This is a genomic window from Chitinophaga hostae (assembly GCF_018224885.1).
In the GTDB taxonomy this organism is placed as follows: domain Bacteria; phylum Bacteroidota; class Bacteroidia; order Chitinophagales; family Chitinophagaceae; genus Chitinophaga; species Chitinophaga hostae.
Map to the genome: position 1 here is coordinate 33,960 of NZ_JAGTXB010000010.1, position 26,544 is coordinate 60,503.

The 26,544-nt window shown below is 45.8% G+C and carries 25 protein-coding genes; 16 read left to right on the forward strand and 9 right to left on the reverse strand.

What is annotated here, in order from left to right; all coding sequences use genetic code 11:
- Positions 1 to 168 precede the first annotated feature (168 nt).
- The 9 genes from KE626_RS19900 (at position 169) to KE626_RS19935 (ending at position 11,937) form a co-directional block, all read left to right on the forward strand.
- The gene (locus KE626_RS19900) at positions 169 to 498 is read left to right on the forward strand and encodes a DMT family protein (protein ID WP_211974693.1); all 330 of its coding nucleotides are present in this window, start codon (positions 169 to 171) and stop codon (positions 496 to 498) included.
- Between the two features lie 133 nt (positions 499 to 631).
- Positions 632 to 1,198 (forward strand): RNA polymerase sigma-70 factor, encoded by a 567-nt coding sequence (locus tag KE626_RS19905; protein WP_249207590.1) that lies wholly within the window; start codon positions 632 to 634, stop codon positions 1,196 to 1,198.
- A gap of 109 nt (positions 1,199 to 1,307) precedes the next feature.
- On the forward strand, positions 1,308 to 2,336 hold the full coding sequence (locus tag KE626_RS19910; RefSeq protein ID WP_211974694.1) for a FecR family protein: 1,029 nt from the start codon (positions 1,308 to 1,310) through the stop codon (positions 2,334 to 2,336).
- Positions 2,337 to 2,553: 217 nt separating this feature from the next.
- Positions 2,554 to 5,796, forward strand: a complete 3,243-nt coding sequence (locus KE626_RS19915; RefSeq protein ID WP_211974695.1) for a SusC/RagA family TonB-linked outer membrane protein — start codon at positions 2,554 to 2,556, stop codon at positions 5,794 to 5,796.
- A gap of 7 nt (positions 5,797 to 5,803) precedes the next feature.
- Positions 5,804 to 7,249 (forward strand): RagB/SusD family nutrient uptake outer membrane protein, encoded by a 1,446-nt coding sequence (locus KE626_RS19920; RefSeq protein WP_211974696.1) that lies wholly within the window; start codon positions 5,804 to 5,806, stop codon positions 7,247 to 7,249.
- A gap of 185 nt (positions 7,250 to 7,434) precedes the next feature.
- The gene (locus KE626_RS19925; RefSeq protein WP_249207591.1) at positions 7,435 to 9,915 is read left to right on the forward strand and encodes a PIG-L family deacetylase; all 2,481 of its coding nucleotides are present in this window, start codon (positions 7,435 to 7,437) and stop codon (positions 9,913 to 9,915) included.
- 14 nt (positions 9,916 to 9,929) lie between these two features.
- Positions 9,930 to 10,106: a hypothetical protein gene (locus KE626_RS19930; RefSeq protein WP_211974697.1), complete on the forward strand. Its 177-nt coding sequence runs from the start codon at positions 9,930 to 9,932 to the stop codon at positions 10,104 to 10,106.
- A 5-nt stretch (positions 10,107 to 10,111) separates the two neighbouring features.
- Positions 10,112 to 10,243: a hypothetical protein gene (locus tag KE626_RS34910; protein WP_283093168.1), complete on the forward strand. Its 132-nt coding sequence runs from the start codon at positions 10,112 to 10,114 to the stop codon at positions 10,241 to 10,243.
- Complete coding sequence (locus tag KE626_RS19935; protein WP_211974698.1) at positions 10,240 to 11,937, forward strand: sodium:solute symporter family protein; 1,698 nt, start codon at positions 10,240 to 10,242, stop codon at positions 11,935 to 11,937. The genes KE626_RS34910 and KE626_RS19935 overlap by 4 nt, the downstream gene beginning before the upstream one ends.
- Before the next feature lie 101 nt (positions 11,938 to 12,038).
- Here KE626_RS19935 and KE626_RS19940 read toward each other — a convergent pair whose 3' ends face one another.
- From KE626_RS19940 to KE626_RS19960, 5 genes are all read right to left on the reverse strand, one after another.
- Positions 12,039 to 12,890, reverse strand: a complete 852-nt coding sequence (locus KE626_RS19940) for a DUF2911 domain-containing protein (protein WP_211974699.1) — start codon at positions 12,888 to 12,890, stop codon at positions 12,039 to 12,041.
- Between the two features lie 20 nt (positions 12,891 to 12,910).
- On the reverse strand, positions 12,911 to 13,567 hold the full coding sequence (locus KE626_RS19945) for a response regulator transcription factor (protein WP_211974700.1): 657 nt from the start codon (positions 13,565 to 13,567) through the stop codon (positions 12,911 to 12,913).
- Between the two features lie 118 nt (positions 13,568 to 13,685).
- Positions 13,686 to 14,495, reverse strand: coding sequence for a sensor histidine kinase (locus KE626_RS19950; RefSeq protein ID WP_211974701.1), 810 nt, complete (start codon positions 14,493 to 14,495; stop codon positions 13,686 to 13,688).
- Entirely contained in the window at positions 14,495 to 15,148 is a 654-nt protein-coding gene (locus KE626_RS19955) for a hypothetical protein (RefSeq protein ID WP_211974702.1), read from the reverse strand. The genes KE626_RS19950 and KE626_RS19955 overlap by 1 nt, the downstream gene beginning before the upstream one ends.
- A 17-nt stretch (positions 15,149 to 15,165) precedes the next feature.
- The gene (locus tag KE626_RS19960) at positions 15,166 to 15,576 is read right to left on the reverse strand and encodes a hypothetical protein (protein WP_211974703.1); all 411 of its coding nucleotides are present in this window, start codon (positions 15,574 to 15,576) and stop codon (positions 15,166 to 15,168) included.
- Between the two features lie 502 nt (positions 15,577 to 16,078).
- Between KE626_RS19960 and KE626_RS19965 the strand changes: the two genes are divergently transcribed.
- A complete protein-coding gene (locus KE626_RS19965; protein WP_211974704.1) occupies positions 16,079 to 16,975 on the forward strand; it encodes a hypothetical protein in 897 nt (298 codons plus the stop codon).
- Positions 16,976 to 17,095: 120 nt separating this feature from the next.
- Here the strand turns inward: KE626_RS19965 and xerD are convergent, their stop codons facing one another.
- Both xerD and KE626_RS19975 read right to left on the reverse strand, forming a co-directional pair.
- Positions 17,096 to 17,995: a site-specific tyrosine recombinase XerD gene (xerD, locus tag KE626_RS19970; protein ID WP_211974705.1), complete on the reverse strand. Its 900-nt coding sequence runs from the start codon at positions 17,993 to 17,995 to the stop codon at positions 17,096 to 17,098.
- A 401-nt stretch (positions 17,996 to 18,396) separates the two neighbouring features.
- Positions 18,397 to 18,813, reverse strand: a complete 417-nt coding sequence (locus KE626_RS19975; RefSeq protein WP_142687090.1) for a nucleoside-diphosphate kinase — start codon at positions 18,811 to 18,813, stop codon at positions 18,397 to 18,399.
- A 166-nt stretch (positions 18,814 to 18,979) separates the two neighbouring features.
- Between KE626_RS19975 and KE626_RS19980 the strand changes: the two genes are divergently transcribed.
- The gene (locus tag KE626_RS19980) at positions 18,980 to 19,984 is read left to right on the forward strand and encodes a DHH family phosphoesterase (protein ID WP_211974706.1); all 1,005 of its coding nucleotides are present in this window, start codon (positions 18,980 to 18,982) and stop codon (positions 19,982 to 19,984) included.
- A 35-nt stretch (positions 19,985 to 20,019) separates the two neighbouring features.
- Positions 20,020 to 20,895: an FKBP-type peptidyl-prolyl cis-trans isomerase gene (locus KE626_RS19985; protein ID WP_211974707.1), complete on the forward strand. Its 876-nt coding sequence runs from the start codon at positions 20,020 to 20,022 to the stop codon at positions 20,893 to 20,895.
- Between the two features lie 185 nt (positions 20,896 to 21,080).
- On the opposite strand, the gene KE626_RS19990 is transcribed toward KE626_RS19985, so the two are convergent.
- Positions 21,081 to 21,893, reverse strand: a complete 813-nt coding sequence (locus KE626_RS19990; protein WP_211974708.1) for a diadenylate cyclase — start codon at positions 21,891 to 21,893, stop codon at positions 21,081 to 21,083.
- A 24-nt stretch (positions 21,894 to 21,917) separates the two neighbouring features.
- Positions 21,918 to 22,778, reverse strand: a complete 861-nt coding sequence (gene folP, locus KE626_RS19995) for a dihydropteroate synthase (RefSeq protein WP_211974709.1) — start codon at positions 22,776 to 22,778, stop codon at positions 21,918 to 21,920.
- 258 nt (positions 22,779 to 23,036) lie between these two features.
- On the opposite strand from folP, the gene KE626_RS20000 reads away from it, so the two are divergent.
- The 4 genes from KE626_RS20000 to KE626_RS20015 all read left to right on the forward strand — a co-directional run bounded on the left by KE626_RS20000 (position 23,037) and on the right by KE626_RS20015 (position 26,539).
- Complete coding sequence (locus KE626_RS20000; protein ID WP_211974710.1) at positions 23,037 to 24,119, forward strand: BT_3928 family protein; 1,083 nt, start codon at positions 23,037 to 23,039, stop codon at positions 24,117 to 24,119.
- Between the two features lie 111 nt (positions 24,120 to 24,230).
- Complete coding sequence (locus KE626_RS20005) at positions 24,231 to 25,286, forward strand: ABC transporter permease (protein ID WP_211974711.1); 1,056 nt, start codon at positions 24,231 to 24,233, stop codon at positions 25,284 to 25,286.
- 277 nt (positions 25,287 to 25,563) lie between these two features.
- Positions 25,564 to 26,079, forward strand: coding sequence for an RNA polymerase sigma factor (locus KE626_RS20010; RefSeq protein ID WP_211974712.1), 516 nt, complete (start codon positions 25,564 to 25,566; stop codon positions 26,077 to 26,079).
- Complete coding sequence (locus KE626_RS20015) at positions 26,069 to 26,539, forward strand: hypothetical protein (RefSeq protein WP_211974713.1); 471 nt, start codon at positions 26,069 to 26,071, stop codon at positions 26,537 to 26,539. The genes KE626_RS20010 and KE626_RS20015 overlap by 11 nt, the downstream gene beginning before the upstream one ends.
- The last annotated feature ends 5 nt before the right edge of the window (positions 26,540 to 26,544 follow it).

Genomic DNA, 26,544 nt, shown 5'->3' on the forward strand with positions numbered 1-26,544 from the left:
GAATTAATGAAATAGCAACCAACAACACAACATCATCCAATATGGAAACCCATTTTGGTTTGATCCAGGGGGCCCCATCTCGGGCCCTCTTTTTTTTGCCTGAATAGCTGGCTATTTTCCCGGTTTATGATTTTGGAAGAAGAATTATTAAATTTGCGGATTTATTTTATGCGCACCATTCTCCTTCTTACCGTTTCCAACACGTTCATGACTTTCGCCTGGTATGGACACCTTAAACACCAGGACGTGGCCCTCTGGAAAGTCATCCTGATCAGCTGGGGCATCGCTTTTTTTGAATATTGCTTCATGGTGCCGGCCAACCGGTATGGCGCCCAGGAAGGATTCAGCGGATTCCAGCTCAAAACCATCCAGGAAGTCATTACCCTCACCGTTTTCAGCATCTTTGCCGTCACTTTTCTCAAAGAACCCCTCCGCTGGAACTACCTGGTCTCTTTTTTCTTCCTGGTAGGGGCCGTTTATTTTATGTTTAAAAAATAATGCAGAAACACCGCAGCAAGGGTTTTTATATTAGTGAAATATTACATTAAATAAAAAAAGATGTAAAACAAGATTAAATTAATGTTATTCCGTATTATCTTTAGGGATCAACTTTCAACCAAAAACGAATTCATTGAGGGAAGAAGCTAATATACAGCTACTGGTGGAACGGGTGGCATCTCTGGGAGATGAACAGGCTTACAAGGCGTTGTTCCGGATGTTCTACAAGCCATTGAGCCAGTTTGCCTATTCCATCATAAAATCCTGGGAATCTGCTGAAGAAATCGCGTCAGACGTGTTTATGAACGTCTGGAATCACCGGGAAAGATTGCTGCAGGTTGAAAATCTCCGCGTATATCTCTATGTTTCTACTAAAAATGTTGCCCTTAATTATCTTAATAAAGCTGCTAAAACCCAGCACTTCAGTCTCGATGAGCTTGCGGTAGACTTCAGCGTTAGCTATGCCACCCCCGAACAGATCTTTATTTCCGGTGAAATGGTCAAACGAATTGAAGCCGCCGTCAATGCGCTTCCGCCAAAGAGGAAGATGATCTTTAAACTGATCCGGGAAGATGGTTTGAAGTATAAAGAGGTAGCCCAGATCCTCGATATCTCCGTGAATACCATCGACGTACATATGGCACAGGCCCTCAAAAAAATCAGCGAGGTGATCAACCTCTCCTTTATCAAAACAAAATAATTTAATTTTTTTTTCAGACGGAGTAGTAGATTTTCAAAATTTACTTGTCCTTCTATATAATCATGCTTTTGTAATCATACACATGGAACAGGAAAGAATTTGGCTTTTGATGGGAAGAAAGGTATCGGGCGAAGCCACGATGGGGGAGTTGCGCGAGCTGGAAGAGCTCCTGCAGAAAGATCCGGACCTGCGATACAAGCTTTCAGTTCTGAGCAACTGGCCTCAGCCAGGCAATAATGAAGAATGGAATAACAAAATAGATAACGCATTGGAAAAACATCTTCAGAAAATGGAGACCATTTTTCCTCCGGCAGAACTGCCCGTAAAAAAAGAGGGCAGGAGTATCCGCAAAGTCGTATCCATCCTTTCCGTACTGGTACTGATGCTGGGAAGCTATTGCGTTTATCTGCTGGCCGATAAAACATCGCCCAAAACCGATAAAACCGCCGTGGCAGCCATTCAAACCCGCGATGGTTCCCGCTCAAAAGCGCAGTTGCCCGATGGTACAGAGGTGTGGCTCAATGGAGGCAGCCGTTTAACCTATAATCCTGATATGAACAACCTGGACAGCCGGGAAGTGACACTGGAAGGAGAAGCTTTTTTTGACGTAGCAAAGAATGCAGCAAAACCTTTTCTGATCCGTACCACCAAAATGGGGATCAGGGTATTGGGTACCTCTTTTAACGTGAAAGCCTATACGCAGGACAACACAACGGAAGCAACGCTGATTACCGGTGCTGTAGAGGTAACCCTCAATGATGGAATAGAACGGAGTGTAAAATTGTTGCCTAATCAGAAGATTGTACTCGATCATGGAGATAAACAACCCGCGAAGCCATACAACGTGGCTGGTTATAAGGTAGAAAATATCCATAGCAACCCGGTCGATAGCATGGTAACGGAAACAGCATGGTGCAATAATTTCCTGGTTTTTGACAACGACAATTTTGAAGATATCGCCCTTAAAATGGAGCGCTGGTATGGGATTAAAGTACATCTCAGCGACAACAAATTAAAAAACTTCCATTTTACCGGCACATTTAAAAATGAAACGTTTCCGGAAGTACTGGAAGCGCTGAAGGTTACAACATCATTTCATTGCAGGATAACAGGCAATGAAGTATTTATCACCCAATAAGGGGTTGGAAAAAAGCAAAATCGATACCTCTCATATAAAAAAGGGCAAATGCTGCAAACATTTACCCCTTTGTTGAGATCAAAACGGCAGTAAGCTTCACTTGGCAATGTAGTCCTGTCGTAGTTTTATGACCTTTTACAACCTAAATGTATGGAAAAAATTCCTACATTATGCAATCCTTTTGCGTTTAAAAACATTGGGAAAAGTTGTACTGATAATGAAACTGGTGTCCTTTATTATTCTTATTACCTGTTTGCAAATAGCAGGAGATGCCTTCGGTCAGCAGGATCGTCGCATCTCTATCAAAGCGGATTCATTGCCACTGACGCGGGTGCTGAAGCTGATTGAAAAGAAAAGCGGTTATCGTTTTGTATACCGCAATGATCTGATACCAGCCAACAGCAAAGTGTCGCTTAATGTGAATGATGCTTTGACAGAAGATATTTTACGGAAGATACTGAAGAATACAGGTCTCACTTTTAAGCAACTTTCTGCTAACCTGGTCGCTATTGCACCGGAAGAAAAAGTGGTCACCGGTATCAGTATCGCCGGAACGGTAACAGATGTTTTCGGACATCCCTTACCAGGTGTGAGTTTGCGTATCGCAGGCCTTAATAAGGGAACAACTACAGATGAGAAGGGACAGTTTCACATGGAATCACCTTCGTCTGCCACATTGATTTGTTCTTTCATCGGTTATGAAGAACAAAAAGTGCCGGTAAATAACAATACCCACTTCAACATTGTGCTGAAAGACGATTCCAAAGGATTGAATGAAGTAGTGGTAGTTGCTTATGGCGTGCAAACAAGAAGTTCTTTGACAGGATCAGCTACTATGGTAAACGCCTCATTGTATGATAAGGCGCCCCGTAGCAGCTTCCAGGAAAGCTTACAAGGCAATGTAACCGGCTTACAATCTACCAACGGATCCGGTCAGCCCGGATCCGTCCCCAGCGTTCATATACGCGGTATAGGTTCCATTACTGCAGGCAGCTCCCCACTTTATGTGGTCGATGGCGTGCCGGTAGTAACAGATAACCTCACCGATTTTAACGTGAACTCCCTGGCAGGTATCAACAGCGCAGATATCGCCTCCATTTCTATTTTAAAGGATGCTGCTTCGGCTTCTATCTATGGCTCCCGGGCCGCCAACGGGGTGGTGCTTATCACCACCAAAACAGGCAGCCAGGGCAGAACAAAGATCAGCGCCACCATTCAACGCGGCAGTAACCAGCTCACCATTCCCAAAGCCAACTATCCCCTCAATACAAGGGAAATGATGGAACTCCTGCGGGAAGGATGGGCACATAAAGCAGATGGCTCCGGCGAAGCAGGATTTCAGAAAGAACTCGCCGCACGCGGCGTGGATACTACTGTAAATACCGACTGGATCGACGTGTTGACCCGCCATGGAAGCTATACACAAGCGAATCTGTCTGCCGCAGGCGGAAGTAATAAAACAAAATTTTATGTTTCCGGCGGCTACTACGATTCCAAATCAGCTTTGAAAGGAGTAGACTATAAACGTATGACGGGTAAGCTCAATCTGAGTAACCAGGCCACCAACCGCTTGTCGTTTGATGTAAACCTGTCACTGTCCTATCAGCGTGCAAATGCGGTAGGAGATGTGGGACTCATGGCAAACCCCGTACGTTCACTTGTCAGGCTCCAGCCCTGGCTGAAGGTTTACAACAAAGACGGCAGCTACGATTTCAGTTACAACAACACCTTTAACCCGGTGGCAGTACTGGATGGGAACTCCCGCACCGGCACCACTTATGGCCTGCTGGGAGGCGCCGCCGCCAAATATATCTTTACCGACTTTCTTTCTTTTGAAACCAAGATCAGTCTCGACCTGAACTACGCCCGCAGCAACACTTTTCTGGCGCCGGGCTTTGGTGACGGCAGAAATACCAACGGCTGGGTAACGGTGAATAACAGCTTATGGAACAACTGGGTATCTACCAATATCCTGCGTTTCAACAGGCGCTGGGGAAACCACGGCATCAGTACCTTTATCGGCTACGAAGCACAAAAAACGACCAACACAGGCAACTCTTCGGATGCATCTAACCTGCTCCCCGGGTTACAACTGCTGGCAGACGCTTCCAAGCCGGAAAAAGTATCATCCGTGTCCAACGCCAATTCACTGACCGGCGTATTTTTGAACAACAGCTACGATTACAAACAAAAATATTATTTCACGGCTTCCATCAGAAGAGACGCTTCGTCCCGCTTTGGCAGCCTGAAAAGAAGCGCCACATTCTGGTCACTGGGAACTGCCTGGAATATTTACAGGGAACCATTCCTGCAGAATGTAGACGGAATCAACGAATTAAAGATAAGAGCGAGCTACGGCAGCAACGGAAACCAGGCCATTGACAACTATGCATCGTTATCGTTGTATAGTCCGGGAAATGATTATGATGGGAAACCGGGGTATGTGCTCACGCAATACCCCAATCCCTTTCTCACCTGGGAACAGAACCGGCCTTTCAATATCGGCCTCGATTTTGCCGTGCTTAAAAACCGGTTATCCGGTACCATTGAATATTACAGCAGAACAACATCTCGTTTGCTGCTGAACGTACCGGTATCTTCTTCAAATGGTATTACTACCGTTTTCAGGAACAATGGAGAGATGAAAAACAGGGGCGTGGAAATATCCCTTTCCTCCCGCAATATCATCGCCACTAACGAAAATGAATTTTCATGGCGTACAGACGCAAATTTGTCTACGCTGAAAAATATAATCACCAGGCTGGATAATCCGATCTCCGCGCTCTATTATAAAAGAGAAGTAGGAAAGGATTTCTACCAGTTTTTCCTGCCGGGATTTGCAGGTGCAGATCCGCAAACCGGCGAAGCCCTCTGGTATAAGGACGGTTCCAAAACCGCTACCACCAATGTTTATGGGGAAGCGCAGCGGTTTTACCAGGGAAGCGCCCTGCCAAAATTTTATGGCGGTATTACCAACTTCCTGAGCTATAAAGGTTTTGATCTCAGCTTTCAGTTCTTCTATAGCTGGGGAAACAAAGTGGTTGATAACTGGGGACCTTTTACAGAGTCAGATGGCAGCGGCGGATTTGGCGGCAGCTCAAAACTATCACGGCTTACCTACGAAAACCGCTGGCAACATCCGGGCGATATTACGAGTGTACCCAAAGTAGTGTTTGGAGGCACCCAATCAGGCCTGAGCAACCAGATATCTTCACGCTTTCTCTATGATGGCAGCTTTATTCGCCTCAGAGATGTGATGCTGGCCTACAGCCTGCCACAAACCTGGTTGAAGAAAGCCAATATCATGGATGCAAAAGTTTATGTAAGAGGTAATAATCTCTGGACCTATGTAAAAGATAAACGTCTTACCATGGACCCGGAAGTACCGGTAACAGGTGATTACGACCAGCGCCCCCCGGTGTTCAAAACATTTTTGATAGGACTGGATGTAAATTTTTAAGGTATTCATGCAGAAGCGATATACATACGGTGTCATTATTTTGCTGGCTGGCCTGCTAAGTGCCTGCAACAAGGACTTCCTTGAGCTGAAACCAGACCAGGCAACGGAAACAGGTAAAGCCATCAGGGATTTGCCTGGTTTACGGGCAGCCATCAGCGGGGTGTATTCACTGATGCAGAGCGAAGATTATTACGGACGCACCATGCCGCTGCTGCCGGATCTGCGGTCAGACAACAGCTTCATCAGCGTGATCAACAGCAACCGCTATCGGAACCAGGATCAGTACATAGTTACCGCTAACGATGTATATACTACCGACTCGTGGAACCGGTTATACAGCGTAGTAGCCAATGCCAACATGGTGATTTCGAAAGGACCTGCTATTTCGCTGCTGCCTTCCGCGGCAGACAGCATCGAAGCAAAACAGATTGTAGCAGAAGCATACGCAGTAAGGGCACAGGTGTTTTTTGATTTGGCGCGCATGTATGCACAACCATATAACTATACGGCAAACGCGTCGCACATGGGCATTCCCATTGTAACCATCACCGATGTAGATGCTATACAGTCGCCATCCCGCAGCAGTATGAAAGATACTTATGCACAGATCATCAGCGACCTGACAACGGCGATTCGTAAACTGGAAGAAAGCAAAAGCACTGCTTTCACAACAGGCAGGATGAATGTTTATTCCGCAAAGGCACTGCTGTCAAGGATACTGTTGTATAAGGAAGACTGGCAAGGCGCCGCCGCCATGGCAGATGACGTCATTAAGTCAAATAAATATGCACTGCTGACAGGAGAAAAGCTGTTGTCAGATTTTAAAATGACCGGTAACAACGAAACAGTTTTTGAAATCGTTAACACAGCGGTGGATAATCGCGGTACCGATGGACTCGGATATATGTTTAGCCAGGACGGCTATGGTGATGTACTGGCCACTACCGATATATACAACATCTATACAGCCGGCGATGTGAGAAGAAATTTTTTGAAGAAAGGTAAACGCGCTGGTAATGGCGGAGAAGATCCCGCTAATATCATCACCAAATACAGCGATGTAACCACTTTTATAGAAAGTATAAAAGTGATGCGGTTGTCAGAATTATACCTGATCCGTGCAGAAGCACGGGCACACCTTGGACGCATTCCTGAAGCTCAGGCTGACCTGAATGTAGTGGCGCAACGCGCCGATCGCAATGCTCCGCCGGTAACCGCTACCGGGCAGGCGCTCCTGGATGCTGTGCTGTTGGAAAGACGCAAGGAGCTTGCTTTTGAAGGACATCGCTTATTTGACCTGACAAGAACAAAACGATCATTCACCAAATACCTGGCGAGTGACAAAAATATAAAGGTGATGTGGCCCAGCACGAAAGTGATATTGCCCATCCCGCAAAGAGAACTGGATGCTAACCCCAATATTCGCAACCAGCAGAACGAAGGTTACAATTAAATCTAAACCGCCTTTGTTAATAATTGGTTTTTGCTTACGAGCTGGTTGGTTTTTGCTTATGAGAAGTAAAGTCCCGGTGGATCCACCGGGACTTTTTTTATTCCCCTCGCCACTCAACCATTTTATCTGCTTCTCCCACTAATTAATTATTACTTTTGACAATCCGTAAATTCACGTATCGCCAAATGGTTATAAGACGTTACACCGCCCTGGTCATCATTATACTGGCAGCAATGGGCTTGCCCGCTATGGCGCAGCCTTCGCCTGTATGGAATGCTGCAGACATTAAACTGCAAATGAAAAAACTCGATACGCTGGGAAGCGTATTGTATATTGCCGCCCATCCCGACGACGAAAACACCCGTTTGCTGGGCTACCTGGCGAAAGAAAAACTATATCGCACGGGCTACCTGTCGCTCACCCGCGGCGATGGCGGCCAAAACCTCGTGGGCAACGAACAATCAGAGCTCCTGGGCCTGATCCGTACCCAGGAACTGCTGGCTGCCCGCCGTATCGACGGGGCCGAACAGTTCTTTACCCGTGCACAGGATTTCGGCTTCTCCAAAAATCCACAGGAAACCTTCACTATCTGGGACCGGGAGAAGATTCTGGGAGATGTGGTATACATGATCCGTAAATTTCAGCCGGACGTGATCATATGCCGCTTCCCGGCAGATAGCCGCGCCGGTCACGGACATCATACCGCCTCCGCCATGCTGGCGGAAGAAGCCTATGCCGCCGCAGCGGATCCCGCACGCTTCCCGGAACAGCTGAAACAGTTAAAACCCTGGCAAGCCAAACGTATCCTCTGGAATACGTTTAATTTCGGCAGCGTAAATACCACTGCCGATGACCAGTTTAAGATGGACGTAGGCACCTTTAATCCATTGCTTGGTAAGGGCTTCGGGGAAATTGCCGCCGAAAGCCGCTCCCAGCACAAAAGTCAGGGCTTTGGTGTGCCCGCCTCACGCGGCAGCTCACAGGAATACTTTCTCACCATAAAAGGTAATACACCCAAAAACAACCTGTTGGATGATGTAAACACCAGCTGGGCAAGGGTGCCCGGGGGGAGTAAAGTAGGCGCACTGGTAGATGCTGCGCTTGCCGCCTACAACATGGAGGATCCCGCCGCATCAGTACCAGCTCTGCTGGAAATACGCAGTGCCATACAGGCCTTACCCGATGGCTACTGGCGTAACCTGAAACTAAGAGAAACAGAACAACTGATATACGCCTGCGCCGGGCTTTGGGCAGAAGCCTACAGCACTTCGCCTACCGTGGTGCCTGGCTATAACATGGAAGCCACCGTACAACTGATTAACAGGGGACCCGTAAAAATTACACTGGAACAGATTGACCTTCCGGGTAAAGCAAATATCGCAGGCAAACAGGAACTGGCCTTTAATAAATTCACCAGCATTTCCCAAAGCCTGGCAGTACCCGCCGGTACGCCGGAATCAGAGCCATACTGGCTGGCTGAATCACATCCGGTGGGCATGTATATAATAAAAGACCCGTTGCTGGTGGGATATCCCGAAAACATACCTGCGTTGCAGGCAGAAATCCGTTTCCGTATCGGCGACCAGGATTTTACGATGCACCGCCCCTTACAATATAAATATACCGATCCGGTAAAAGGAGAGATCTATCAGCCGTTGGTGATTGCGCCACCGGTAGTAGCGGATCTTAGCAGCCAGGTATATATTTTTACAGACACCAAACCACAATCGGTGCCCGTGAAAATAAAAGCGATGACGGATAACGTGAAAGGAAACGTACACCTGAAGCTGCCTGCCGGCTTTACCGCCGGTACCAATAACCTGTCTTACGCACTGGCCGCTAAAGGCGATGAAATAGAATTACGGTTTAATATTAATCCCGTAAAAAGTGCGGCAGAAAATCACGTAGATACGTTTACGGTAGTCATGGAATGTAACGGGAAAGAATATACGCAAAGCTTGCAACAGATCCGTTATGATCATATTCCATTGATCACCCTGTTTCCAGAAGCACAGGCCAGGCTGGTATCTGTAAACCTCAAACATAATGGGAACCGCCTGGGATATATACCCGGAGCAGGTGACATGGTGGCGGCTTCCCTGCGCCAGGTAGGGTACGATGTAACAGAACTGGGAGAGAAGGACATCATGGGCGGTAACCTGCAACAATACGATGCCATTATCGCCGGCGTACGTGCTTATAACGTAAACGCACGTATGAAATACTGGCAGCCCCGGCTGATGGAGTATGTAAAAGAGGGCGGTAAGCTGATCATCCAGTATAATGTAAATGGTCCGCTGGTGATCAATGACCTGGGCCCTTATCCATTCAGTCTTTCCCGTGACAGGGTAACCGATGAAAATGCACCGGTGAAACTGATCAACGCCAAAGACCCGGTATTTCATTATCCTAACGAAATCACTGCGGCCGACTTCAACGGATGGGTGCAGGAAAGGGGATTATATTACACAGTGAACGCTGATAAGGCTTATACCAGGCTTTTTGCGATGAATGATAAAGGAGAATCGCCGCTGGATGGTGCTGCATTGCTGGCACACTATGGCAAAGGGTGCTATGTTTATACCGGCTTGTCTTTTTTCAGACAGCTGCCGGCAGGTGTACCTGGTGCATACCGGTTATTCGTAAACCTGATTTCTGTTAAATAGGGATTGAAAGAAAAATGAGTAAGAAACACGAACAAAACAGGCCCCGGTTGAAGATAGCGGCCATATTCTGTATTATCCTGGGTTTGCTGATAGGTTTTTCTATTAAGCGGGTACAGGTAGGTTTAGTGATTGGCATCGGACTGGGACTGTTAACAGGAAGTATGTGGAGCAAAAGCAATTCAAACGATTAATGTCTATGACAGCTGACAACCCGCACGAAGAGAAACCGCCCTTGTTTCCGTCATGGAACTGGTGGTATATACTGGTAATAGCCTGGCTGCTGTTGCTGATCGTGCTCTTCTACTTATTCACCAAAACCTTTTCATGAGCCTTTTAGATTGGGTTGTACTGGGTGGTACGCTCACAATAATTATATTATATGGTGTCTGGAAGAGCCGTGGCCAGCGCAACATGGAAAGTTATTTCCTCGATAACCAGTCCATGCCCTGGTATATTGTGTTGTTGTCGATCATTGGCACTCAGGCCAGCGCCGTTACATTTATTTCCGCGCCCGGTCAGGCTTATACCGATGGGATGCGCTTTGTACAATATTACTTTGGTCTGCCATTGGCGATGGTAGTGCTTTGCATCACCTTTGTGCCTATCTTCCACCGGTTAAAAGTATACACCGCCTATGAGTTCCTGGAACAACGGTTTGACCTGAAAACCCGTACACTGGCTTCTTCACTGTTCCTGATACAGCGGGGTTTATCTACCGGTATCAGTATCTGTGCACCTTCTATCATCCTATCGTCGCTGCTGGGCTGGAACCTTTACTGGACCAATATGATCATGGGGGGCTTACTGATTATTTACACGGTTGCCGGCGGTACCCGTGCAGTGGCGTATACCCAAACATTCCAGCTGGTCATTATTTTTGCAGGTATGTTCCTCGCCGGTTGGATGGTAGTACACCTGCTGCCGGCAGATATAGGTTTCAAACAGGCCTTACAGGTATCCGGTAAAATGGATAAGCTGAATGTGATTGTAACAAAGTTCGACTGGAAAGATAAATACAACATCTGGAGCGGGATTATCGGGGGCTTCTTCCTGGCCTTATCCTATTTTGGAACTGACCAGTCGCAGGTAGGTCGTTACCTGACGGCTAAATCGGTCAGAGAAAGCCGGTTGGGCCTATTGATGAATGGCCTGGTAAAGGTGCCGATGCAATTCCTCATCATGCTGATAGGCGCCTTGGTATTTGTATTCTATCTGTATTTTAAGGCGCCCATCTTCTTTAATGAAGCACAACTGGCCAGGGTACATAAAACCGAACAGGGGCCCGCGTTGATAAAGCTGGAAGACCGGTACGGGGAGCTGGGACAGCTGAAACAGCAACAGGTAAAACAACTGGCGGCTGCGCTGGAAGCGGACAATACAGCGCAGATAGCCACGGCAAAAAAGGCGTTGCAGGAAACGGATGTTCAGTCGCAACAGGTAAGAACAGAAGCGCTGTCGCTGATTAAAGCGGCTGATACCACCGCAGATACCAATGATACCAACTACATTTTCCTTCATTTTGTGGTGAACAGTTTGCCGAAGGGACTGGTAGGCCTGCTGATTGCCATCATATTCCTGGCCGCCTGGGGAAGCATTGCAGCAGCGTTGAATTCACTGGCCTCCACTACGGTGATAGACATCTACAAACGATTGTATAATGGTGATGCCAGCGAAGATCATTATCTCAGGATATCGAAGCTCTGGACACTGATTTGGGGCGTATTTTGCATATTGGTAGCGCAGTTTGCCGGCAGCCTGGGCAGCTTGATAGAAGTGGTAAATATACTGGGCTCCTGGTTTTACGGGGTTATACTGGGTATTTTCCTGGTAGCATTTTATTTAAAGCGTGTAGGCGGCACCGCTACTTTCTGGTCGGCCATCATTTCAGAGATAGTGGTATTGGTCATTTACTGGACAGGTACTGTTTCTTTTTTATGGCTCAACGCGATAGGCTGTTTGCTGGTAATTGCGTTGGCGTCGGGTTTCCAGTATTTTTCTCCGAGCTTAAAGCAGAAGGCATAAAGCAAAAAGCTATAAAAGCGAATGACCAGAGCGGATATTAATCCATTTTGCTCTGGTCATTCGCTTTTATAGCTTTTTGCTTTATGCCTTCTGCTTTAAGCTTATTTTAAAGTAGCCAGTAACTTCTTGTTCAGTGCTACGTAGTCGTCGTTCTTGGCGGCGGTAGCCAGCTCAATGGATTTCTGCGCAGCTTCTTTCGCTACTTTCACATTTTTTGCTTTCGCGTTGATGCGTGCTTTCTGGTACCATACCCAAAATGCGTCAGGGCTTTGGGTAGCAGCCTGGTCGATCCATTCTACTGCTTTGGTAAGGTCTTTACCGGATTCATAGTAGTATACAGCCGCCTGGAAGTAAGGTTTCTTTTCGGCCGACTGCATCGCGTCATTGATCTGGGCGGTGATTTTATCGTCGATATCGGCGCTGATCACAACCGGAACTTTAGTTTTATCCCAGCTGAGGGTCAGGACCGCGGAATTGGAACGTACGTTTTCAAAACCGATGGTAAAGCTTTCCTGGGTGAAGGGAGCGGCGATCGGTTTTACCTGTACGCGGGCAATATCGTTTTCTTGTTTGTAGGCAGCAGGGCTGGTTACATCGAGGCTGCTGGTCAGGATCACGGTCCATGACTGCGCGCCGGGTATGGTCAGTAAACCGTATTTACCGGCTTTCACCGCTACGCCGCCAAACTTAACATCATCACCAAAAGTAATGGTGGTAGCGTTGTTGGCGCCGGTTCTCCAAACTTTGCCGTAAGGAACCAGGTCACCCATGATCACCCTGCCATTTTTCAATGGGCGGGAGTAGCTCAGCTCTATATTGGATAAAGCGAAGTCCTGTTTGATCGTTTGGGTTGGACTAGGAGCAGGCATTTTAATCCCCTGAGCCAGGGTGGTGCCGGCATACAACAGCAACATAGCGCCTGCTGTGGCGGCGAAGGTTTTGATAGTTCTCATGATTAGGTGGGTATTTAAATCTATTCTATTAATCCATTTCGGAATGCGTACAGTACCAGGCCAACGCTGTTTTTAACGTTGATCTTTTCTAATAATTTTTGCCGGATGCCTTCAACGGTCCGGGGACTCAGGAATATCTGCTCCGAAATCTCCTGGGTGGTGAGTTCATTGCAGATCAGCTTCAGTACTTCCTGTTCCCGGTCGTTCAGCTGGATTTCGTTTTTAAGTGTCGGTTTAAATTGTTGTTTATTCTTGTGTAATACCTTTTTAAGCAGTGCCAGGTTTACGTTTTCATTAAAATAAAATCCTTTATCGAAAGTAGTACAGATGGCTTCATAGATTTCTTCCGGTTCCGCATTTTTCAGTAAGTATGCATTGGCCCCATTCTCCACCAGGTGGACAATAAAATTGTCGTCTTCATACATGGTGAGTATGATGATCTTTACATCAGGATACTTTTCTTTTACTTTGATGGTGGCTTCGATACCATCCATATTCGGCATTTTCAGATCCATCAGGATGACGTCCGGCTGTTGTGTTTCCATGATCTGCAGTAGGTGCAGACCGTCGTCCGCTTCAAAGATGAAGCTGATATTTTCGTACGGAATAAGTGTGTTAATCACTCCACTGCGAAAGATCTTGTGATCATCCGCAATGGCCACTTTTATGTGTGCCATAGGTGGACAGTTAGAAGATTTGCTATTATTTTATTGAGAATAAATTACTATAAGTCATGTCGTTATAAACGGATTCAAACATAACAGACGGCAATTTAGTAATAAAACAACATAAGTATCAACTATTCTGTGCGGACGCCTGATAATTCTCTACACTGATCGAAGCAATAGTTCCTTGTGGTGTTCTTGGGGTGAAGGTAATATTTCCACCGATAATATTGAGTCGGCTTTCAATATTTTTAAGTCCCAGGCTGTTGATTTTCTTACGCGAATCAGCCAGTGACGTGATTAATGCGCCATTTCCGTCGTCTTCCACGTTCACGGTGAGCAGGGAAGGTGTTGTTTGATAGGTAATCAGCACCTCATTGGCCTGGGCGTGTTTCAGGATATTATTAAGCAGTTCCTGGACCACCCGGTACACGTTCAGCGCTTTTTCCCGGTCCACGGGCTGTCCGTTGCCGGCGGTTTTAAAAGTAATCTTCACCTGTTTATTTTTATTCATCAGATTACAGAAAGAGTCGAGGGCGTGGGCCAAACCAAGATTATCCAATGCCTGTGGGTGGAGGCTCTGGGAAATAAAGCGGAGATGCTGTATAATATTATCCGTAAAATCCTTGGTTTCCTTTAGCCGCTCGGCTTCGCCGTTACCCGTTTTGAGCAGGGATTGAAGCCCACCCAGGTTGAGTTTTAACACAGAAAGCTGCGCACCCACCTCGTCATGGAGGTCTTCTGAAATCCGTTTACGTTCCTGTTCCTGGCCCTGGAGTACTGCGATGAGGCGTTCCCGTTGGAGCTGCAGGTCCTTGTCGCGCAGATTCAGTTTATATTGTATAACCTGTTTTTGCTGTAGAAACACCAATCCCACCACCAAAGCGCCGAGTAATAGCATAGCAGCAGTCCCGATGATCATTATTTCGATAAAGCTCATTATTTTCTTTTAGGTATATTCTGTAGGCCGATGTAAAAAAGAATCAACTGCAAAATACCGCCTATCAGTGTAATAGTAAAGGTAATGTTGGAGATTATTTTTTGGCTTTCGAGGTAGTTATAACTAAGTGAAAATATGAAAGACCCACACAAATAAAGGAATAGGCCCGAATTAAACCAGAAATTGGGCAAACTGTTGATAAATATAGCCTGCTCGATCAGTTCATTGTCTCTGAGTAGCTGAAAGAAAAAGATGATGGCGTAAACAAGCAAAACAAATGAGCGGATGGTTGTAAACAAAGAGTTGTATTTATCTACCCCTTCAATTTTTAAAAGATCCAGGATAAAGATAATCAGTACAGGGACAGGCAATATTTTGATGGCCTTTTTAACAGCAGCATTTTTAATGACGGTACTATAGAAAACAGATAAGATAAGAAACTGGATAAAATACATAATGGCAAAGAACCACATATTATTGTGGACAAATTGCTCAATAGTAACAGATCCTACCGCAAATACGATACTGCTGATCAGGTATTGATAGATGCTTTTTCCAGCCTTGTCGAGCGTACTATAATTTAATGTAAAGGGGATCAAAAGCAAGCATTCGATCCCCAACATAATATAGAAGATGATTTGATAAACTTCCACGTAGTTTTTTTTATTTTCTAAGGTCTTTTACCACCACAATAGGAGGGACAGGGAAGTCCGGCATCCAGTATTTTAGCCTGCATTGTTTTAGCCTGGATACCGGAAGACAAAGCCGCGGCATCCTGCGGAACAGGCAGAATATCGTCTCCTTCTTCGTCAACCGCCACCAGTACCATTTTCTTTTCTTTTATACCATCGCCATCCGTATCTATCTTCAATCCGAAATATATTCTTAACGCTGTTGCGCCAGGTTGATCCAGTAACTCAAGTATTTTATCCTTGCCAAAGCATATGGCTTTGATATGAGGATCCAACGACTTCTGATTAGCATGTTGGTCGTCGTGGTTTTTAGTAAGTACGTTCATTTCTTCAAGAGAAATGAAGGCCCCCGCATCCGAAGGGATAGGTCTTTTTGTAGAATCGCTCATAGTGGGTAAGTTTTAGTTTGATGGTAAAATTATTATAAATAATTGCATCTGCAAGCACCACCCCGTGGCGGCTTTGGCCGGCCTGTTTGATATGCGGAGTGCTCAAATGCAATGTGGTACAGCGTTTTGACGGTTTGGCCAATTGCTTTCCCTTGAATGATTCCGTAGCGTTAGCCCTGAAATTGCGTATAAATACGCATCAATAATCTATGGCTGTTTTGAAATAAATAAATCATGCTCTCACGACGCCTCTCCGTATGTCCTAGCCTTATATGCGTATAAATACGCATTTGTTTTTTTCAGTTGTTAAACGCTTGACTGCTCATTTAAACTTCGCAATCTTTGTATCGTCAACTGGCTTAGTAGTCTATTGTCCTCAAAAAAGAATACGGTATTTGGTCTTTCAACCTTGTTTGTTTTTTGATTTAGTTAGTTTATGCAGAAACAGTTCATCAGGTGATGCTCGTTAACCCCTTTTTTTTTCTTTAAAAAAAATAAAATTATGAGTTACCTATTAATCGGCAACATCTCTGCACTAATTTGTAATGATTGTATTGAGCCACTGGCAAATGCGCGCATCCGTATTTACTTACCGGATAACCGGTATCAGGAAGAGCCGCAGGCCAACGGTATTTTTAACGATATGAAGCCTTTATCAGCCAAAGAGGTGCTCATGAAAGCCGACAGGTTACTGGCTGAAACAAGCCTGGATGAAAAAGGCAACTTTTGTTTATCCTGGGAGGAGGTGCATCTTTTTACCGAACCCCTGGAACTGGACCTTTGTCTTGATCAGATGCCAGGGAGAAACGGCAGCCGTCAGCCCCGCAATTTCCATCTCAGCAAACTGGTATTACATTGGAAGCGCAACAGCAATGGTTACGTAGGCGCTTATGCGTATGTAATTCCTGCAGTGACCTGGCATAATATCTATTCACATGCCGGCGCATGGGTGATTACGGGAGTAGTGAAAAATCACCTGGGCGGTGAAGGGCAACCTCACCTGAAAGTGGAAGCCTATAACGCCTTAACCGGTAGGCTGCTTGGACGTGCAGCTACCAATGAAGAGGGCAGGTATTATCTTCATTTCTCCCGGCAGCAGCTGGGACGTGGTATGGGACCAGTTATCATACCAGGACGTAAAAACCTGGGCCCCGATGTTTATTTTAAGGTATACAAAAACGACTTGCTATTGTGGGAAGAGGATGAAAGGATCTCTCAGTCAAGGGAAAGACGCGATGTAGCCCCCTGCAGCAATATCAATATTATTTACAGACCCTCCAGGGTGCGGAGAGCTTCCAGTCAGATTGGTAACTGGTTCAGCGAAATGATTACCCTGACGGTTATACGAAAAAAGAAGAGTGATAAATACCGTTTGTTAACCTCCCCAAGCTTATTTTAACTAATAACTGGATGTTTTGAGACCTACTGATTGTTTGTAAATCCCCCACATTACTTTGTCCGTTAACCCGATTAACAGCGAGTAAGCAGCCGCCTTTCCCCGGGTGGCTGTTTTTTTGTGTTAAAACCTCGGGTGAAAACGCAGCAGGGTGTCCCGCAGGTATTCCCGGTCGAGGTGTGTATAAATTTCTGTGGTGGTGATGCTTTCATGCCCCAGCATTTCCTGGACAGCCCTTAAATCGGCGCCGCCTTCCACCAGGTGGGTGGCAAAGGAATGCCGGAAGGTATGGGGTGATACATTTTTATGGATGCCTGCTTTTTGAGCCAGTTCCTTGATCACCAGGAATATCATGACCCGGCTGAGAGCGCCGCCGCGGCGATTCAGAAACAGCGTATCCTCTTCTCCGTATTTAACGGGTAACGCTATACGAACATTTCTCCGGTAAATATCTATCTGCCGCATGGCGTCTTTGCCAATGGGTACCATTCTCTCCTTGTTACCTTTACCAATTACCCGGATAAACCCCACATCCATGTGTAATTGGGTGATTTGAAGGCCGATAACTTCACTTACCCGCAGTCCGCAACTATACATGGTTTCCAGGATCGCTTTGTTACGGTGTCCTTCGGCGGTATCCAGCGATATCTGGGCGATTATCTTTTCTATTTCCTCAAAGGTCAGTACATCCGGTAATTTTCTTAACACCTTGGGCGCCTCCAGTAACTGGGTGGGGTCTTCCTGTGCCATGTCTTCCAGCAACAGGAATTTGTAAAATGCCTTCAACCCCGAAATCGTTCTCGCCTGGGAGGTAGCAGTCATTCCCAGTTTGGCGATCCACTGAACACAACCCTGTAGTTCTTCCAGGGTAACGTCCTGGGGGCGAAGCTGCTCTTTACCCACAGACATCAGGTATTGTTCCAGTTTTTCTACATCACGCAAATAGGCTTCTACTGAGTGGTCAGACATCGACCGCTCTAATCTCAAATAACCCTTAAACAGTTTCCGGAATGATTCCCACATATAGGGGCAAGTTAAAAAGTTTTATGCTAAACAACGTGAACGCCTATCTGAAACGGTAATATAACATCAGTATTTTCAGGCTAAAAAGAGGGGAGTGGTAAATGCTTAAAGCTGCGCATCCGGTATATGTATTTAATTAATTAATAACGAACGTATTAGAAGTGGCAAAAATTTCCTGGTTTAGCACTGAAAAATGCCGTTTTTAAGCCCTATTCAGGTATCATATTTTCGTTAAAAATCATGTGTTTGCGACTATTTGGCAGTCTGATTGATTTATTTGATAATGTACTTTATATAAATGCACTTAACATTATTATAATGAATCAATTAGATAAGTTAAAACAAGAAAGGCTGACGTTCATCACGTCAGCCTTTTCCAAAATCAATTTTGCGATGCAGTACTAGAATTTTTCCAGACCGCTGAAGAAGAAGTTACCTTCAATCACAGCGTTTTCATCAGAGTCAGAACCGTGAACTGCGTTACGGCCAATAGACTCAGCGTATTTTTTGCGGATGGTACCTTCTTCTGCGTTAGCAGGATTGGTAGCACCGATCAGTTTACGAAAATCTTCTACGGCGTTGTCTTTCTCCAGGATAGCCGCTACGATATGGCCGCTGCTCATGAATTCTACCAGTTCACCGTAAAAAGGTCTTTCCGCATGCACTGCATAAAACTCACCTGCTTTAGCAGTAGATAACTGCGTCATTTTCATGGCTACGATGCGGAAACCTGCAGCGTTGATCATGTTTAAAATGCCGCCAATGTGCCCGTTTGCTACTGCATCAGGCTTGATCATAGTAAATGTTCTGTTGCTCATATAATGTTTAATTCCGAATTACAGATTAGGCCGCAAAAGTAATTACATTTTCTTTAGTGGTAAAAAATTTTGAAATTCTGCTTCAAATAAAGATCTTCGCATCTTCGTTTTCTGTTTCAACCACTTGTTGTGATTGGAAATCAACTCTTAACATTACAGTTTTTTAATGAAGTCGATCGAGGAAATTAAGCCTTTGCTGGAGAGCCCTAAAAAAGTGGTAATAACCATGCATCAGAAGCCGGATGCGGATGCTATGGGTTCTTCGTTAGCAATGTATCACTATCTATTGCAGAAAGGACACCAGGTAACTGTAATCTCACCTACCAACTTTCCGGATTTCCTGAAATGGATGCCTGGGGCTGACTTTGTTATAGACTACGAATCTTCAACAGACCGCGCCATTGAGGCGCTGAAAGGAATTGATCTCTTGTTCTGCCTCGATTTCAACGCTTTATACCGCACCAAAAACCTGGCGCCACACCTGGAAAAACTGGATTGTATTAAAATCCTCATCGACCACCACCTCGAGCCTCAGCCCAATTTCGATTACGGCATTAGCGATACTAAAGCCAGCTCCACCGCTCAATTAGTTTATGAAACTATATATAAATTGGGAGATGAGCAGTATATTAACCTCGAAATTGCACAATGTATCTATGCCGGAACGGTCACAGATACAGGCTCTTTCCGCTTTGCATCTACTTCTGCTGCCGTGCACCGCATGGTGGCCGACCTGATGGAAAGGGGCTTGCGACATGAGGTGATCCACCAGGCTATATACGACAACTTCCTGGAAAACCGCCTGCGATTCCTCGGACATAGTCTGCTTAATCGCATGGAAGTATTCTATGAATATAATACCGCCATGCTCGCCATCCCTTATTCAGACCTCAAGAGGTTTGATTTACAAACAGGGGATACCGAGGGATTGGTCAACTTCCTGTTATCCATACAGGGCATAAAAATGGCCGCTTTGGTGATTGACCGTAACTCAGAAGTAAAACTGTCGTTCCGCTCCAAAGGCGATTTTGATGTGAATACCTTCGCCCGTAAATACTTCGATGGCGGAGGACACTTCAACGCTTCCGGTGGCCGCAGCACAGATTCGCTCGAGAAAACGGTAGACCGCTTTATCAAAGCCATCGAAGAAAACGAAGCGCTGTTACAATAAATTAATAAAGTATTTCAACCTACTAATACAAACAAATGAAAAAAAACAATCAGTTATTAGTTGCAACTGCAGCCTTCGGCTTACTGATAGCCAGCTGCGGTACAGGTGTTAAAAAAACACCGGGCGGTATTGAGTATATCGTTCACAAATCCGGCAGCGGTCCACAACTGAAACTGGGGGATACTGCCCTTTTGAACGTAACCCGGAAAATCAATGACTCCCTGCTGGACGATTCCCGCAAAATGTTTGGAGCTCCGATTCCCGTGCTGGTGGCTAAAGCCCAGAACAAGTATGACATGATGGAAGGTATTGCTGTCCTGCATGAAGGAGATAGCGCCACTTTCATCATTCCATGGGATTCATTACCTGCCCAGGAACGTCCTCCGTTTGGTAAAAAAGGTGATAAACTGAAAATCACTTTCGCCGTAGAAGCTAAATACTCTGCCGCTGCCCAGAAAGAGAAAGACGAAAAACTCATTAAAGAGTACCTGGACAAAAACAAGATCAACGCTACTAAAAACGCTGAAGGTGTATACGTGGCCGTTACCCAGGAAGGTACAGGAAGCACCCCTAATCCGGGTGATACCGTTTATGTACACTACACTGGTAAACTGACCTCCGGTAAAGTATTTGATTCCAGCCAGGATTCAACTATGCGCCCAGGCATGCCTTTAGAACCAATTAAATTCCCTATCGGTCGCGGTTTCGTTATCAAAGGCTGGGATGCAGGTTTAAGCGGTCTGAAAAAAGGTTCCAAAGCTACCCTGGTAATTCCTTCTGTATTAGCTTATGGCTTACAGGGAAGTCCTCCGGTAATTCCAGGTAACTCTGTACTGGTATTTGACGTTCAGTTGGTAGACATTAAAGCAGGCGCTCCTGCTCCAGCTGCTCCGATTGTTCCAGGCAAATAAGATATACTCCCGTTATTAGCCGCCGGCTATTAACTATAAAGAGAAAGGAGATCAGGTATCACACCTGATCTCCTTTCTCTTTATAGCAGAAGATTAAAAATAACAGAAGACTAAAAAAACGCTCTCACCCTTATCTCTCCGCTGCATTTACTAAAAGCTAAAAGCTAACGGCTAAAAGCTGTTTCTCAACTATACCCATCGATCAACACCTCGTATAACTTCACTTTCAAATCTTCCAGCGATACATCCTGTGTCAATGTTCCATCCATCGCATAGGAAACAGTACCTCTCTCCTCAGAAACAATGATCGCCAGGTTATCACTATGCTCCGTAATACCCACCGCCGAGCGATGACGTAATCCTATGCGCGTGGGCAGGTTCGGGTTCTCGGAAACAGGTAATATCACCTTGGCAGCCAGGATCTTATTACCTACAATAATCAACGCACCGTCGTGAAGCGGGCTGTGTTTCTCAAAAATACTTTCTATCAGCTTGGCACTCACGTTCCCGTCTATTGGGATACTGGAGGCTGAATCAAACTTTACACGGTAAGTAGTGGCGATCACCATCAAAGCCCCGGTGGAAGTACTTTGCATGCGGCTTACCGCTACAATGATTTCATTGATAATATTTTCTTCTTCCTTATAACTTTTAAACTTATCAGGAAGAAATAACTTGGTCAGGAAACTATCCTTGCTCAGCGGTGTCTTCTTGCCCAGTACCAGCAGGAACTTCCGTATCTCGGGCTGAAAAATGATAATGATGGCAATAATACCAACATTAATAAAGTTTTGCAGGATACTGGTCAGGATGGGCATTTGCAAAGCCCTTACCAGGAAATAGGCCGCATATACCATCAGCAACCCTACGAAAATGTTAAAAGCGAGACTCCCTTTTAATAAACGATACAATTGAATAATTAAAAAAATAACAATCAGCAGATCCAATAGATTCAGCCAGCGAAACTCCACTCCATAAAACTGTATTACTTCCTTCATAATTGTAAAAATAGCAAGATTAAATTAGCCTTTCATTTTCTCCATAATCCTAACCGCTTCCATAGCGGCTTTTACGTCGTGTACCCGTAACAGGTGGGTGCCCTGTTGCAATGCAATTGTATTCAGTACCGTAGTACCGTTTAATGCCTCCACCGGCGTGATGCCCAGGAGTTTGTATATCATCGATTTACGGGAAATACCCGTCAACACCGGTACGCCGAGTATATAGGTAAACAGGTGAAGGTGCTTTAGCAGCGTATAATTGTGCTCCAGCGTTTTCCCAAAACCAAATCCCGGATCAGCAATAAAGTCTTTGATGCCTGCTGCCCTGCACTCCGCCAGCTTTTCTTTCAGATAGTCGAGCACCTCGGTCACCACATCAGTATACTGCGGCTGCTGCTGCATAGTAGCCGGTTTACCCTGCATGTGCATTGCAATATATGGAACCTGCAGCCGTCCCACTACCGGTATCATGTCGGCATCCATATCTCCGGCGCTAACGTCATTTATGATGGCCGCACCGGCATGTACCGCTTTTTCTGCTACGGCGGCATACCAGGTATCAACAGAAATAATTGCAGTAGGGTAGCGGTTGAGGATAGCGTGAATAGCAGGCAGTAAACGGTGCAGCTCTTCTTCGGGGCCTGTTAACTCCGCACCCGGGCGCGTGCTTTGCGCTCCCAGATCCAGGATAGTAGCGCCTTCTTCGAGGTGCTGCTTCGCCTTTTCCATCACCAGGTGCAGCTCGTGCATGCGGTTACCTTCATAAAAAGAATCTGTTGTTACATTGATGATACCCATCACCACAGGGGTCGACAGCGATAACAACTGCCCCCTGCAATTAATAGCCGGTGAAGATAATGTCGGGATATGGTCTGGTTTCATTTGAATGCGTTAAGAAGTTAGCCTGCAGGCACATCCTGCCTGATTTTCATATAGTTCCGGCCTTTTACCCGAAATTCTTTATTTTGCTGCAAATCTAAGCAGGAAAATTAATCATTTTCGAATTTAGGGATTTAACCGTTCAATTTCAGAAATAGATTTGCTGTCACCATCAACAATATCTTACGCTCATCAATTTTAGAGAAAGGTAAATGGTGATTGTCCTTATCTTCACAGATAACTTAACCACTAAACTATTTTATGAAGATTATCCTTAACCTGTTGCGTATAATCGTAGGGGTGTTATTCATTTTCTCCGGTCTGATTAAAGCCAATGATCCGTTAGGACTCAGCTATAAAATGGAGGAGTTTTTTGAAGTACTGCACCTTACCTTCTTATCTCCCTATTCCCTGGCATTTTCAATCATGATGAATGCCTTTGAAATTATTGCGGGTGTAGCTGTACTCGTGGGATACCGTATGCGTGTCTTTTCTGTGCTGCTGTTACTCCTGATCCTGTTCTTTACTTTCCTCACCGGTTATGCACTGTTCAGCGGAACCATCCGCGAATGTGGCTGTTTTGGCGATTGTATCAAACTGACTGCTGTGGAAACATTCTGGAAAGATGTGGCGCTGCTGGCTATGATCCTGGTGATCTTTTTCTGCCGGAAACAAATCCAGCCCGTCAAAGGCGCCGGTATTGTTTTGCTTTTGTCTGTCCTCTTGTCTTTTGGCATCCAGCGGTATACTTTACAACATCTGCCTTTCTTTGACTGCCTGCCGTATAAGGTGGGTAATAATATTCCGGAGAAGATGAAACTGCCTCCCGGCGCTACTCCCGACGTATACGAAATGGTGTTTGTGTATGAAAAGGATGGACAGAAGAAAGAGTTTACGGCAGATAACTATCCATGGTCAGACAGCACCTGGAAGTTTATAGATCGTAAAGATAAACTGGTGAAGAAAGGAAATGCAGAACCAGCCATCAAAGATTTTATCCTGACCGACCTGGATGGCGTAAACCAGACAGAGGCCATTTTATCGGAAACCAAGCCAGTATATCTTTTCCTGGTACAAAACGTGCAAAAGGCGGGTAGCGGCTGGGATGCGCAAATGAAAACCCTGCAGGACAAATGGAAAAAACAGGACATCATTATATATGGAGTAACAGCTTCCACCAAAGACGAAATTGCCGCCTTTAAACAACAACATGGCCTGGAGTTTCCTTTTGTTCAAATGGATGGTGTGGCTATTAAAACAGCCGGCAGAAGTAATCCCTGCCTGATCCTGCTGGATAAAGGCACGATTAAAGGCAAATGGCACTACAATGACTTCAGCTTTTAGCCATTAGCGGTTAGCTGTTACCAAATGCAGCGAAGAGGGAAAGTTAATTTTTATTATCTTAAAACTTAATTACTAAAAGCTAACGGCTAAAAGCTAAAAGCTATTCAAACTATGCTCCGTTTTCTGCTTCGTAAAACAGGTTATGGACTGCTGGTGCTGCTGGGAGTAGTGGTGCTGGTGTTCTTTCTGTTCAATGTACTGCCAGGCGATCCGGCCAGGCTTACACTTGGACAGCGGGCAGATGTGGCTTCGCTGGAAAATGTACGCAAAGAACTGCATCTCGACCAGCCGGTGGGGATGCAGTTCCTGTTCTACCTGAACGACCTGCTGCCTGTTGGAATACACAGCCGGCAGGAGGCAACAGAGAACCTGCGCTATATAACGGTAGCGCATATATCAAAAGATAAACTGCTGGTATTAAAAACCCCCTACCTCCGACGCTCTTACCAGGGTAAGAAGCAGGTATGGGATATCCTCACAGAGGCTTTACCCGGAACACTATTGCTGGCCGTGGCTGCGATGGTGTTTGCCACCATCGCAGGTATAGCCCTGGGCGTACTATCGGCCGTAAAACAGAATACCTGGATGGATACCAGCGCGGTATTTGCCAGCGTTGTAGGCATTTCGGCGCCTTCCTTTTTTGCCGGTATTGTGCTGGCCTATCTTTTTGGATTCGTATTCAGCGACTATACGGGTTTGCATATGACCGGCAGTCTGTTCGATGTAGACCCTTTCCGCGGCAGGGTTCTCAACCTACGCAACCTGGTATTACCAGCCATCACCCTGGGCATCCGCCCGCTGGCCATTATTGTGCAGCTTACCCGCAGCGCGATGCTGGATGTACTGCATCAGGACTATATCCGTACGGCATACGCCAAAGGACTCTCCAAATCCCGGGTCATCTGGCGCCATGCGCTGCCCAATGCCCTCAATCCTGTTATCACCGCTATCACGGGCTGGTTTGCCGAGCTGCTGGCAGGCGCCTTTTTCGTAGAATATATCTTTGGCTGGAAAGGCATCGGTAAAGTAACCGTTGATGCCCTCGACAAATTCGATTTCCCCGTTGTAATGGGCGCCATATTAATAACAGCAGGTATCTTCGTGATTGTAAACCTGCTGGCGGATCTGCTATATACGATCATCGACCCGAGAATAAAACTGGACTAGGGGACGCCTTCGGCGTTTTTGTTTTTGCCCAGGATTAAACTGATTTTGAAGATTGTAATGATTTTTTTTTGATTTAAAAATGATTTGGAAGATAAAAGCAGCATATCTCCTGACCATTCTGAGATCAATGAAATCAAAAAAAATCATTACAATCTTCAAAATCAGTTTAATCCTGGGCAAAAACAAAAGCGCCGAAGGCGCGCCCCTAAAATATTTTTTTAAATCTTTGTAACATCCGCATTTTACAATCGTCTTCTTTTCAAACGCACTATTCTGCATGTCATTAGAAAGATTTCTCTCTCAGGTAGTTCCAGTCAGGCAAAAGCTTTATCGCTTTGCATTCCGCCTGCTGGGCAATGAGGAAGACGCGCAGGATATCACCCAGGATGCCCTTATGAAAGTATGGGGCATGCAGGAGAAAATGGCGGACCTGCAGAATATGGAAGCCTGGTGTATGCGTATTACCCGCAACCTGGCGCTGGACAAAATAAAGTCCCGGAAATACCGGATGTCCGACGACCTGGACAGGGCAGGAGAGCTGCCCGCGGTACAACAGCAAAGTCCGCATGCGGTAGCGGAACAGAACGATGTAATGGAAAAAGTGCATGTGGCGATTCAGGCCCTGCCGGAAAAATACCGTACCATCCTGCAATTGCGGGATATAGACGGGCATTCCTACCAGGAAATCGCCGACATACTGGACATAGACATGAATGATGTTAAAGTGAATTTACACCGTGCACGTAAAGCGGTACGGGAAAAACTACAAAATCTGCAGGTATATGGATTATAACAGGATCAGTGCATTGCTGGAAAAGTACTGGGAAGGGGAAACTTCCCTGGAAGAGGAAGAGACGTTACGCGTGTTTTTCAGTACGCCTCACCCTGATTTGCCGGAGGCATTGCAGGAAGCGGCACCGATGTTCCGGTACTTTCGCGCGGAGGCGGAAAAGGTATGGGAAGTTCCACCGGCCAGGGTAGTGAAGTTGTCGCCTATGCATCACTGGATGAAGTATGCGGCCATCCTGCTGGTAGCAGTAGGTATCGGTTATGCGGTCAAACAGCATGGACAACGTGAGCGGCAGGCAGTAGTGGCCATGAAGGAGCAGGAACTGAATGATCCGCAGCGGGCATTCGATGAAACCAGGAAAGCCCTGCAGCTACTGGCCAAAAATTTGAACAAGGGCACGTCCAAAATGCAGAAGCTGTCTTATTTCAATGAAGCCACCTCCCTCGTAGAAGGAAAAGAATAAGACCA